Origin of the sequence: Pseudoalteromonas sp. UCD-33C, assembly GCF_001306895.1 — a bacterium.
Taxonomy (GTDB): Bacteria; Pseudomonadota; Gammaproteobacteria; order Enterobacterales; family Alteromonadaceae; genus Pseudoalteromonas.
The window spans coordinates 61,830-73,960 of sequence record NZ_LJTB01000015.1 but is presented as its reverse complement, the minus strand read 5'-3'; the positions used below and the strand labels follow the sequence as shown (position 1 = coordinate 73,960).

At 41.1% G+C, this 12,131-nt stretch carries 14 protein-coding genes; 2 read left to right on the top strand and 12 right to left on the bottom strand.

Features of this window, described 5'->3' with window-relative positions; all coding sequences use genetic code 11:
* The 5 genes from AOG26_RS18635 to AOG26_RS18620 all read right to left on the bottom strand — a co-directional run.
* A partial coding sequence (locus tag AOG26_RS18635) for a phage integrase N-terminal SAM-like domain-containing protein (protein WP_200907878.1) occupies window positions 1-183 on the bottom strand: 183 nt, incomplete at its 3' end.
* A 327-nt stretch (window positions 184-510) separates the two neighbouring features.
* Window positions 511-1,017, bottom strand: coding sequence for a hypothetical protein (locus tag AOG26_RS18630; RefSeq protein WP_054563849.1), 507 nt, complete (start codon window positions 1,015-1,017; stop codon window positions 511-513).
* A 66-nt stretch (window positions 1,018-1,083) separates the two neighbouring features.
* Window positions 1,084-1,506, bottom strand: coding sequence for a DUF4262 domain-containing protein (locus tag AOG26_RS21115; protein ID WP_442960164.1), 423 nt, complete (start codon window positions 1,504-1,506; stop codon window positions 1,084-1,086).
* 121 nt (window positions 1,507-1,627) lie between these two features.
* On the bottom strand, window positions 1,628-1,774 hold the full coding sequence (locus tag AOG26_RS20825; RefSeq protein WP_162490611.1) for a hypothetical protein: 147 nt from the start codon (window positions 1,772-1,774) through the stop codon (window positions 1,628-1,630).
* An 85-nt stretch (window positions 1,775-1,859) separates the two neighbouring features.
* Window positions 1,860-2,318, bottom strand: a complete 459-nt coding sequence (locus tag AOG26_RS18620) for a hypothetical protein (RefSeq protein WP_054563847.1) — start codon at window positions 2,316-2,318, stop codon at window positions 1,860-1,862.
* A 324-nt stretch (window positions 2,319-2,642) separates the two neighbouring features.
* On the opposite strand from AOG26_RS18620, the gene rlmF reads away from it, so the two are divergent.
* Window positions 2,643-3,548 (top strand): 23S rRNA (adenine(1618)-N(6))-methyltransferase RlmF, encoded by a 906-nt coding sequence (gene rlmF, locus AOG26_RS18615; protein WP_054563846.1) that lies wholly within the window; start codon window positions 2,643-2,645, stop codon window positions 3,546-3,548.
* A 10-nt stretch (window positions 3,549-3,558) separates the two neighbouring features.
* Window positions 3,559-4,566, top strand: coding sequence for a low-specificity L-threonine aldolase (ltaE, locus tag AOG26_RS18610; RefSeq protein WP_054563845.1), 1,008 nt, complete (start codon window positions 3,559-3,561; stop codon window positions 4,564-4,566).
* Here the strand turns inward: ltaE and AOG26_RS18605 are convergent.
* The 7 genes from AOG26_RS18605 to AOG26_RS18575 all read right to left on the bottom strand — a co-directional run bounded on the left by AOG26_RS18605 (window position 4,549) and on the right by AOG26_RS18575 (window position 12,127).
* Entirely contained in the window at window positions 4,549-5,133 is a 585-nt protein-coding gene (locus tag AOG26_RS18605; RefSeq protein ID WP_054563844.1) for a thymidine kinase, read from the bottom strand. The genes ltaE and AOG26_RS18605 overlap by 18 nt on opposite strands.
* 108 nt (window positions 5,134-5,241) lie before the next feature.
* A complete protein-coding gene (locus tag AOG26_RS18600) occupies window positions 5,242-5,709 on the bottom strand; it encodes a methylated-DNA--[protein]-cysteine S-methyltransferase (RefSeq protein ID WP_054563853.1) in 468 nt (155 codons plus the stop codon).
* A 2-nt stretch (window positions 5,710-5,711) separates the two neighbouring features.
* Window positions 5,712-7,061: a DNA-3-methyladenine glycosylase 2 family protein gene (locus AOG26_RS18595; RefSeq protein ID WP_054563843.1), complete on the bottom strand. Its 1,350-nt coding sequence runs from the start codon at window positions 7,059-7,061 to the stop codon at window positions 5,712-5,714.
* Between the two features lie 87 nt (window positions 7,062-7,148).
* Window positions 7,149-7,760: a superoxide dismutase gene (locus AOG26_RS18590; RefSeq protein WP_054563842.1), complete on the bottom strand. Its 612-nt coding sequence runs from the start codon at window positions 7,758-7,760 to the stop codon at window positions 7,149-7,151.
* Between the two features lie 15 nt (window positions 7,761-7,775).
* Window positions 7,776-8,282 carry a hypothetical protein gene (locus AOG26_RS18585; RefSeq protein WP_054563841.1) on the bottom strand — a complete coding sequence of 169 codons (507 nt, stop codon included), beginning with the start codon at window positions 8,280-8,282 and terminating at the stop codon, window positions 7,776-7,778.
* A gap of 122 nt (window positions 8,283-8,404) precedes the next feature.
* Window positions 8,405-8,890 (bottom strand): GNAT family N-acetyltransferase, encoded by a 486-nt coding sequence (locus tag AOG26_RS18580; protein ID WP_054552102.1) that lies wholly within the window; start codon window positions 8,888-8,890, stop codon window positions 8,405-8,407.
* A gap of 126 nt (window positions 8,891-9,016) precedes the next feature.
* Window positions 9,017-12,127 carry an efflux RND transporter permease subunit gene (locus AOG26_RS18575; protein ID WP_054563840.1) on the bottom strand — a complete coding sequence of 1,037 codons (3,111 nt, stop codon included), beginning with the start codon at window positions 12,125-12,127 and terminating at the stop codon, window positions 9,017-9,019.
* Between the last annotated feature and the right edge of the window lie 4 nt (window positions 12,128-12,131).

The window sequence follows — 12,131 nt, the reverse complement described above, 5'->3', positions numbered from 1 at the left end:
AGAAAGTTTACGAATAGCAGGATCATTAAAAAACGCATTCAGTTCTTTATCGGTAATTAAATCGAGTGGCTTATCAAAATAATGACTCAATTTAAGTAAATGCTCGCAATAACTTTTACATGTACGTTGCGAATAACCTCGATAGGCTATTTCTGTTTTGACTTGTTCTATGAGTGGGTTCATGACTTACCTCCAAGTTATAGGATAACCCCAAGGTAAGTGTGGCTCAGTTGGTGAGCATTGGATCTGCGCGTAGCGGCTTAGTTCAACAATTTAATAGTGCGCAAATCGCGCATATTTCTGCCGATGTTACGCGCATATATTAATCAACCTATTAGTAACAAATAACGTAACGCATTGCCAACTATAATATTTTTATTGGCACTAAGTTATTCAGAAAAAATAAAATACGCTCGTCGCTCATTTTCTTGAATATGGGAGCGAAATAACTACGTTTTATATTTACACTGCAACCTATATTAGTACCACACAAAACGTCTCACCTGCATTTTAATTAATCTTGTCATGTGGTGACTTACACAGTTCATGATGCCTAAGGCGGTTACCAAACAACGAAGTGAGTCTATCTGTACCACCTGTTTTTTCATAAAACTCTTGTACTGTTATTTCTTTTTGTTCGTAGCTCATTAGCTGCCAAAAACCGTAAAAGCCTCTAAACCAAAAATAATAGAACACAGCTCCTACGCCTAATAAAAGATATACCGCTTTACCTGCTTTTTGTTTGTATTTTATGGCGCAATAAAAAAACCAAATACAACTTAATACAGCGACAATGGAAAACCCTAAAAAAGGGGTCACTACAGAGTTGGCATTATCCCAAAGCGAGCTTAGACAGGTTGAATGCCAATTTAACTGCATAGAAAAAATTAACGTAATTTTAAAAAGGAAGTACAATAAAACAGTTGTAAATACAGCATATAAGATACCACTTTCCTTGCTTTGTTCTTTATTCAAACCTTTCATTTTCAAGTTATAAAAACCTTTTGAAACCATCATGAATTCAGCTAACAAAGGTGAATGAACCTACCTCGCTCAAATGTTAACTAAACGACCTTTTAAAAATTACCACGCACTCTTTGTTGCTAGGCAAGGCTGAAGTGTTAAAAAGCTCTGGTTTGCATCAGCATCCCAAGGCCAAAAACCACTACTAGTAGGGTACACCAACTGTAATGCTTCAAATTTGTCATTATTATACCAACAAGCTGAAAGCATAAACTCTTGTTTATTTTCTTGTGATACCTCACAGAAAGTAACATCAAAACCTTCTAAGAACCCCTCATAGAATTCACCAATTGAGAATTTCTCACCATTTTTTAAACGTCCTGCATAATTATTTACTATTGAGTGAGCTAGTTTGCTGTTTAAACCGATTATAATAAGTTCGGGTGTATCATATGTTTTACTGATACCTGTTGAATATGTAAAGTTGGGGCTCTCACCTTCAGGATCAAAAACTGATGTTACATAACACCCACATTGCTCAATGACTTGTAGGATTTTTTCTCTGCTTCATTCATAGTTTAAACTAACTCCTTATTCATAAAGCATTATTTAACGTAACGGCTGCTTCGTATTTATAACATCAATCAACTGTCGCTATTCTCTATTAGTCTTTACACTCAAAACTTTTAGAGTCGACTTTAGCGATGTTGTCTTTATTGCCACACTCTTTAATTGCCATCTCTGTGTGATTGTGCTCATTGTATTGTTTAGCAATTGCGCCTAGGCTTAGCACAATTACTACAGCTATCACTATTTTTTAAATTTTAGACATTAACATTCCCTTGAAAATAAACTATTTAAATACAAACAGTTGCGCTTGCTATTTTTGATAAAACTTAATCTATCAGTGCCATCGAATTTAAATTGAAGTTATAAATAGAAAATGACTCACCTTCTTCTTTTAACGTGACGGTTATTTTTGCGTCTCCATTAGTGTATGAAGCTGGAATTAAATAAGTAACATAAGTACCAGAACCACCTCCAGTGACAGCTTTAGAGCTAACATTTATAAATTCAAATTCACCTAGTTCTTTTAATTCGCCCAACTTTGAGAATGCACGCATGATTTTAGAAATATCTTCATCTGTGGCATTTTCAATTGATGATGGGGTCATATAGTTTTTGAGAGTCTGAGGGTCCCATTGAGAGATATCTGTAATTGCTGAATTTAGGTAAGGAATAGCAGTTTCTTTGTAAGCAGAGGATTTATTCGCAGTCCAAATTGCTAAAAGTACAAATAAGCTAATTAACACTAAAAATGTTATACCAATTCCTTTAAGTATCTTTTTAACCATGATTTTTATTATTTTTCCTTGATTGAATCACTTAGAATTTATCAGCTTTAAATGTCTTATGGTAGTACCAATGTGACCCAATTTGAGTAGAAATTTTTAAACACGAATTTTAGTTGCTTGTATCATCGCCAAAATGCCCGTTCTTTGGCTCTTAACCTCAAGTAGCCCATACTCTGAGTAAATCCACTCAATCAGTTTTCAACTTATTTTTGCTCACCATGTATTAATGCTACTAAGCAAAAATATCCACCGCAAACTAACTCAGAGCTAAGATTTATTTGGTACAATCAGCCTTTGATATGGCTAACAGATAGGTTTTCCTTAATGCATCCGCGAAATCGCCACTTAAATGGCTACGACTTTACTTTGCTATGCAAAGATACTCCTGCCCTAACACCTTATATAACGCAAACGCCAGCGGGCACTGATACCATTGATTTCACCAATGCATTAGCGGTTAAAACCCTCAACCAAGCGTTATTAAAAAGCCATTATAAAATCGATTTTTGGGATTTGCCCGACAACTACCTCTGCCCACCGGTTCCTGGCAGAGTGGATTACATTCATCACTTGGCCGATTTGTTAGCAAACGATAACCAAGGTCATATTCCGACGGGTAAGCAAGTAAAAGTCCTTGATGTAGGCACGGGTGCAAATGTGATTTACCCGCTTACTGGTAATCACGAATATGGCTGGCACTTCACCGGTTCAGATATTGATGCCTTGTCTGTTAAAATTGCCAAACAAATCGTGCAATTCAACCGCCTCAAAATTAATGTTAAGCAGCAAAACAACGTCGATAAAATGTTTACAGGCGTGATATCGAATAAAGATGTTTTTCATCTAACTTTATGCAACCCCCCGTTTCATGCCAGCGAGCAACAGGCCAAAGCAGGTACTGAGCGTAAATGGAAAAACCTAAACAAAGCGCCACAAAAAGTGCTTAATTTTGGTGGCCGCCAAAACGAGCTTTGGTGTGAAGGCGGTGAACGCGAATTTATCAGTAAAATGTGCATTGAGAGCCAAGAGTTTGCAGAGCAATGTATTTGGTTTACATCGCTTGTTTCAAAGTCTGACACTTTGCCGCATATAAAAAAGTTGCTTAGCACACTTGATGTGAAAGAAGTAAGAGTTATAAAAATGGCACAAGGCCAAAAAATTAGTCGCTTTATTGCTTGGAGCTATTTTGACCAAGCCGACCGCGAAGCCATTCTTAACGAACTAGTATAAGGATAATAAGATGATCGACTTTCGTTCAGACACAGTTACAAAACCAACAGCAGTCATGCGCGCGGTCATGAATGACGCCCCAGTAGGCGACGATGTATATGGTGACGACCCAAGCGTTAATCAGCTTGAACAATATGCTGTTGAGCGCCATGGCTTTGAGAGCGCCCTTTATTGTAGCTCAGGCACGCAAGCAAACTTACTTGCATTGATGGCACATTGTGAACGTGGCGACGAATACATTTGTGGGCAACAAGCACATAACTACAAATTTGAGGGTGGCGGTGCTGCTGTATTGGGTTCTATTCAGCCTCAACCAATTGAAAATAATGCCGATGGCAGCTTAGATTTAAACAAAGTTGTGGCTGCAATTAAAGCTGATGACTTTCACTTTGCTAAAACCAAACTACTTAGCTTAGAAAACACCATTGGTGGCAAAGTTCTCACGCTAAGTTATCTAAAAGAAGCCAGAGAGTGTGTTGATAAACATAACCTTGCTCTGCACTTAGACGGTGCCCGCGTGTATAACGCGGCGGTTAAGTTAGGTGTTGATATCACTGAGATCACTCAGTATTTTGATTCAGTGTCTATTTGCTTATCAAAAGGACTCGGTGCGCCTGTTGGCTCACTATTACTAGGTAGCAAAGCACTGATTGATAAAGCGCGCCGCTGGCGTAAAGTACTTGGTGGTGGTATGCGCCAAGCGGGTATGCTTGCAGCCGCTGGCCAGTATGCACTTGAGCATCACGTAGCAAGGCTTGCTGAGGATCACGATAACGCGGCGTATTTAGCTGAACAGTTAAACACGTTAGCTGGTTTTGATACGTCAACTTTTCAAATCGATACCAATATTGTTTACGCAAATGTTGCCGAACATATCGATTTAAAAGCAGTGGCACGTGCGTTAAAAGAGCAAAACATGCTGTTTTCACCGGGTAATCCACTGCGATTAGTGACCCATTTAGGCGTCACTAAGCAAGATATTAATAGCTTTATCTCGGCATTAGCGGCCGAGATTTAACGCTTCTTTATAATGTTTGCGGCACACCGATACATATCGGTCGTTGCCGCCAATTTCTACCTGATCACCGTCTGCAATCGCATTGCCATGCTCATCAGTACGCAGTACATGGTTAGCTTTACGACCACAATGACATACTGTTTTTAACTCAATTAGTTTGTCTGCCCAGGCAAGTAGGTATTGTGAACCACTAAATAGCTCACCTCTAAAATCGTTACGTAAGCCATAACACAGCACCGGAATACCAAGCTCATCAACCACATCTGTCAATTGCATTACTTGGTCTTTTGATAAAAACTGACACTCATCAACTAAAATACAATGGCGCTTTTGCTCTGCATTTAATGATTTGATTAGCTCAAATACATCTTTATCTGCATCAAAAATATGCGCATCAGCCTGTAAACCAATACGTGAAGACACCTTGCCAACACCTGCTCTATCATCAATAGCCGCTGTTAAAATAACAGGTTCCATACCACGTTCGCGGTAGTTAAATGCAGATTGTAAAAGTGTGGTAGATTTGCCTGCATTCATTGCAGAATAATAAAAGTACAGCTGTGCCATGATGTTGCCCAAATTTTAAAGTCGCAATATGCTACCCTAATCGCGCGACAACATCATCTATTACCTTACTCTTATTACCTCAATCGTTGTCCCAGTAAAATTGCTGTTTTATAACAAGCCTTCGTGTTTCAGTAACCACTCTTTTCTTTCAAGGCCACCCGCATAGCCTGTGAGTTTACCGTTTGCGCCAATAATTCGATGGCACGGCACAATAATGCTAATGGGGTTTTTTCCATTTGCAGCGCCTACTGCACGCACCGCTTTTGGGTTATTAATGGCAAGTGCAATATCTTGGTAACTTTTGCTTTGACCAAACTCAACATCCATCAGCGCACGCCACACTTGCCTTTGAAAGTGAGTACCTTGAGTATCAAGGGGTACTGTAAAACGTGTACGCTCACCGTTAAAGTATTCATTAAGCTCACTTATACACATTAAAATGGGTGTAAGAGTGTGCTCATCAACAACCTCTGTTTGCATTGCAACCACCGGGTAAAAGCCAACGTAACTGATGCCTTTTGATGTACTTTGAATGGTAATATCGCCAATGGGGCTTGGCATAATAACTTGTTGCATACTCATAATTGTTGCCATAGTTGAAAAGTTAAATAAGAGCGAAATGGCGCACAGTGCTCGCTATTAAATTCGCTTATTCCAACGAGGGCTTTTTTAACCCCTAAGTCGCCTGCCAGTAAAATATCGGGGTGGCTTTGACCGCGTAGTTTGGCGTAATTAACTGTCCACGGGCCAATACCTTTGAGCTCAAGCCAATTATCAAGCTCTTGATTATCTGGGTTTTGCTGACAATAAGCACTTAAACGCCTTAGCGCATCTTTACGTGATTGTGGCATTTTAAAAAAATCGAGTTCAGAATTGGCAACCCATTCAGGGCTTGGAAAATAGTGGTTATTACTTTGCTGATTAAACTCACTTACAAGCTGTGTAACGAGATTGTGAGCCGCTGTAACACTCACTTGCTGACCAAGTACCGCACGTATGCCCGCTTCATAGTCTGACCAAATTCCCGGCAAACGTAGCCCAACACAAAGTGGCATCGCACCTTTAAGCTCTGCATCTAAATGCTGTTCAATAGTGTGCGTGTCGGCGTCTAAATCAAGCACACGGCGAATGTTATGGATCACTTGCTGTAAATAGCGGGTGTTATCAATATCAATTGCCACTTTAAAATGGTTTTTATGCTCAACAAAATGCGCTGTGAATTGCCCTTGGCAATGCTTATCTTTAAAGGTGCGACCATAGCTCGTTGCGCTCAACCATTCTAGGCCACTAATTAAACGGCGATGCAAAAAGTCATGGAGTGCTTGCCAGTTATAAGGCGGCCTAAATGCCAGTGTTAGAGTTAATGTTGAGGCTGGTTTTTTATCAGACTTACGTAACTTTGAAGGGGCAATATTTAACTGCTTTAAAAAAGCATCGTTAAAACGGCGAATACTATTAAAACCAGAAGCAAATGCGATATCTGCCACTGATAAATCTGTTTCTTGTAATAGCTGCTTGGCAAAATTGCATTGGTTAAATAATCGATATTGGGTGATCGAGAGTCCAAAATGTTGGTTAAACAAACGGCGTAAATAGCGGCTCGACACCCCTAGCCTGTCTGCTAAAACCTCACAGTCGTAGGCCTCACCTTTATCAATAAGTTGTTTGGCGCGTAATGCAGTGGTTTTAGTACCTAGCCATGCTGGGCTATTCGGTGCACTATCTGGGCGGCAGCGAATACATGGCCGAAAACCATCTTGCGCAGCTAAGTGCGCGTATTGGTAGTATTCAACGTTCTTTTCTTGTGCCGTTGGTGCAGGGCAAATGGGTCTGCAATAAATGCCAGTGCTTTTTACCGCCACAAAGAACACCCCATCAAAGCGTGGGTCACGGCTTTGCCTTGCAGTTTGCCATTGTTGGCTAGTCATAATTTTTCTCGTTACACGCTAATACCGTTAGCTTAACTGAATATTATTTTTTGACTAGCCAGTTTCGGACCTTAACTATTTAAACAGCTATTTAATTGCGGCTAAATATCGGCGCTCAACTTCCGGCCAATTGATCACTTCGTAAAATGCCGCAATATATTCAGGGCGACGATTTTGATACTTCAAGTAATATGCATGCTCCCACACATCAAGCCCTAAAATAGGCGTGTGATTTTGCATCAGTGGGCTATCTTGATTGAGGCTACTTTCAACGACCAATTGGTTATTTTCATCAACACATAACCAAGCCCAGCCACTGCCAAAACGGCTTACCGCTGCATTAGTAAATTGCTCTTTAAATGCGTCAAAGCTACCAAATGTATCAACTATTGCAGTGTTTAACTCTGCACTTGGCGTACCACCGCCATTAGGAGACATAACTTGCCAAAATAATGAGTGATTATGATGACCACCCACATGCTCTTGTACTGCTTTTTGTAAAGACTCAGGCATTGATGAAATAGTGCGTAGTAATGTTTCAGCATCTTGCTCTGAATAATGACTGCCCTCTAGCGCAGCATTCGCTTTATTGATATAGGTTTGATGATGCAAGGTGTGATGTATTTCCATGGTTTTCGCATCAATGTGCGGTTCAAGTGCATCATAGTCATACGCTAAATCGGGTAATGTAAAAGGCATACTGATTCCTTATCGTTAATGTAATAACTGCGTTTTGTGGGGATGGTCAGCTAATAGCTGATTAATACGGTTAATGAGTGTCGGAAATGCCGATGCCATGCTGGCAAACTTAACCAGCTCATAATAGGTTTTATGATGGTGGTGCAGCACCAAGGTGCGAACTTGCTGCACTGGATGATTTAATAGCACGCTTAATCGTTTATGAGCATGACAAAGCCAGGTGCAGGCTTTATCGGGTTTTTGCATGACTTTAAAAGTGTCGGCAAGATTCAAAGTGGCAACAACAAATGCTGCAATACAATGCTCTAACGAGCGAGTTACCGACTGGTTGATTGGGATATTAGAAAACTGTGCGAGAAGTGTTTCGGCGCAGCTACTCGCAACCGTGTAATGATCACGCGCAGTTATAAGCTCGCCAGATTCAAATGCTAAGTTGCCTTGATAAATTGCACTTTGCCAAGGGGCAAGCGCGTCATCAAAGGCGTTCGAAGTTAACGGTGTGTGGCGTGTTGTTTGAGTCATAAAAATCACCTGCACTTATACCAATCATTCTATGTGTATTTAAACTACACACAGAAAAGATCAAATGCAAATGATTTTTATTTATATTATTATTTGGTGATTTTTAGTTATAGCAACATTACTTATTGATGCGCAAAGTCGATAAGCTCTTGGCCTGTTAGGCGGTAAATAATCCATTCGTTTTGCGGTTTAGCACCTATGCTGTCGTAAAAATCAATGGCTGGTTTATTCCAATCAAGTACCACCCACTCAAAACGACCACAATCTTTTTCGAGTGCTTGCTTAGCAAGATATTGCATAATTTGCTTACCAGCGCCTTTACCACGGCTGTCAGCACTGACGTAAAGATCTTCTAAATACAAACCATTTTTACCAAGCCAGGTTGAGTAATTATAAAAATACACAGCAAAACCAATTGGTGTGTCGCCCTCTAAACAAATAACACTATGCGCCGTTGCGCCTTCACTGAACAACGTTTTTAAAATAGCTTGCTCGTCTGTTTTAACTGCGTCGGGTTCTTTTTCGTAGATAGCAAGTTCGGTAATAAAATGTAGGATTGTTGCAGCATCACTCGCGACTGCCGGACGAATTGTAATTGCGTTACTCACTCTGTATTCCTTTTTTACATCATTATTGTAACGCCCAGTTTATAAGGGCTTAAGCATGGTGTAAACGCCCTTTACAGAAATACACGGCATTAAGAAGGGGCTACTAAAAGTTAGCCCCATTATGCTTTATTTACTCATCGACTTATAAAGTACCGGAAGTACAAATAAAGTTAAGAAGGTTGCACTGACCAAGCCGCCAACAATAACCGTTGCAAGGGGCTTTTGTATTTCGGCGCCTATTCCTGTGCTTAGGAGCATTGGAATTAGTCCAAGCATTGAAGTAAGTGCGGTCATCAGTACGGGTCTTAGCCTTGAAACAGCGCCTTCAAATACTGCTTTATCTTTGCTATCTCCTGCACTAACCCTTTGATTAATGCTTTCGACCATCACCACACCATTCAATACCGCAACCCCAAATAGTGTGATAAACCCTACTGAACTGGGTACAGATAAGTATTGTCCTGACACATACAATGCAATCACCCCACCAATCACTGCCAAAGGAACATTGACAAGAATCAGCACCACTTGCGAAAGGTTACTAAAAGCAAAATAAAGTAATAACGCAATGAGTAACAAGGCTAAAGGCACTACTATCATCAGCCGCTGTTGTGCCCGTTGTTGGTTTTCGAACTGACCGCCAATCGCCACACTGTAACCACTAGGTAGCTGCATTTTATCGGCAATGGTAGCGCGAATATCTGCAACTACAGAGCCCATATCTCGCCCCTGTACATTCGCTTGAATAACCACCCGTCTTTGAACATCATCACGACGGACTTGTGGAGCACCAGACTCAATTTGTACATCGGCTACATCCCCCACCCTTACAACGGCACCCGTGGGGGTTTGCAATCTAAGATCAGCAATCACATTTGGGTTTTGCCGAAAGCTTTTTGCTATACGCACATAAATATCATAGCGCTCATTGGCATTGATGATTTGCCCTGCAGATTGCCCGCCAATACCGTGCTGAACTACATCCATCAAATCAGCCACCGATAAACCAAAACGCGACAGCGCTAAACGGTTAGGTTTAACTATCAGTTGTGCTTCGCCGCCTATTTGCTCCATCGCGACATCTTTAGCGCCAGGTATTTGCTGAACTAACTGCTCAATTTGTTGGCCTTTTTCAGTTAAAACGGCTAAGTCACTACCGAATAACTTAATGGCCAATTGCGCTTTAACACCGGATAAAAGCTCATCTACTCGGGTTGCTATAGGCTGTGAAAAGTTAAACAAAAGCCCCGGAAATTGCTCAAGCTTAGCTTCCATTAGCTGCTGTAATTCGACCCGCGTTTTCGCGTTTACCCATTGCTCGTGTGGCTTTAGGCCTAAATAGATCTCAATGTTGTTAACTGGTTCAGGATCTCCCCCCACTTCAGCCCTACCGATTCGGCTCAGCGCATATTCAACCTCACTAAATTCAAGCAACATGGCTTCAAGCTTAGGCGCCACTGAGATTGCCGTATCGAGACTTGCTGATGGAGCAAGTGTCACACGTAGGTTAATAGTGCCTTCTTCAAGCTCTGGCACAAATTCCGTACCCAGCCTAGGTAGCATAACGGCCGCTATAATCAGTAATAACCCTGCTATAGCTAAAACGCTACGCTTAGCCTGCAATGCTTTTTGTAAAGCCCGTTGATAAAGCATATCGATAGGTTTTAACAAAATACTTTGTTTTACTGTCACGCCCTTAGCAAATAAGTACACACACAGAGCTGGCACTACAACCAAGGCAACGATCACAGCACTAATAATTGCCAACATGATGCTCACTGCCATTGGCTGAAACAACTTCGCCTCAACGCCTTCAAAGCTAAACAACGGTAAAAATACCGTTAGAATGATCAAAGAGGCAAAAAAGATAGGCCGTGCCACTTCTTTTGCAGCAATAGCCACCAGCTCCGAAGAAGGCTTATGTTGATTATGCTTAAGCCCTAAGTGCCTAAATACATTCTCAACCATCACAACTGAGCCATCTACCAGCATACCAATGGCAACAGCAATCCCACCCAACGACATTAAGTTTGCCGACAAGCCAAGCCATGCCATTACACTCAGTGCTAAGCCAATCGAAATAGGGATCGACAACAACACCAAAAATGTTGCTCTTAAATCCAACAAAAATAGCGCTAATACAATGATAATAAATACAAAAGCTAAAAGCAGTGCATCAATAACCGTTTGTACCGCTTGGCTAATAAGCTCTGCTTGGTCGTAAATGGCTTTAAATTCAACCCCTTTTGGCAGTGCTTGATTTATCATCTCGATACGCGCGTTAATGCCATCAATCGTTTGCTTGGTATTTGCCCCCATTCTTTTCAGCACGATACCTGTTACAACTTCACCACGATTGACTATTTCGCCTTGCTCATCACGTTTTGACAAGGTGACAGCACCTTGGCGAATTTCACTACCAAGCTCAACATTTGCAACATCAGCCACTTTAACGACTGTACCATCAATGGTTTTGATAGGTGTTTGCGCAATCTCAGCAAGCCCTTTTTCGCCTGGGGTAAACCAACCTGTACCACGAATAACAAGCTGCTCTTGACCACGGTTCATGTACCAGCCACCCACATTACTGTTGTTAGCATCTAGAGCTTCACTAACATCTTGCTGTGTTAGGTCATAAGCAAGTAACTTATTGGGGTTTATGTTCACTTGATACTGCTTAACCTCACCGCCAAATGACAGAATATCGGTAACACCATCAATGGGTAATATAAGTAATTTAACCACCCAATCATTTAAGCTACGCAGTGCCATGCTATCTATGTTGGCATCAGGTTTTGCTTCAAGTAAATACTGATAGACTTGTCCAAGCCCTGATGTATTAGGGCCCATGGTTGGCATACCAACACCAGCTGGGATCAACTCTTTAGCAGACTGCAAACGCTCAAAAACCAGTTGCCTAGCAAAGTAAATATCAACACCTTCTTTAAATACCACAGTGACACCCGATAACCCCGTTTTAGAAATAGAACGCACCTGCTCGACATCGGGAAGTGCATACATCACTGCTTCTATCGGGTATGTGATCAGTTGCTCTACTTCTTCAGCCGCAAGCCCTGGTGCTTCGGTATTCACTGCAACTTGCACATTCGTCACATCAGGAAAAGCATCTAAATTAAGTTTTGGGATCATAAATGCACTCACTGCAATCGCTGCAAGTAAGGCCAATACCACCAGTAGACGGTTCTTTATCACCGCCTCAATTAATAAATTAAACATGCGT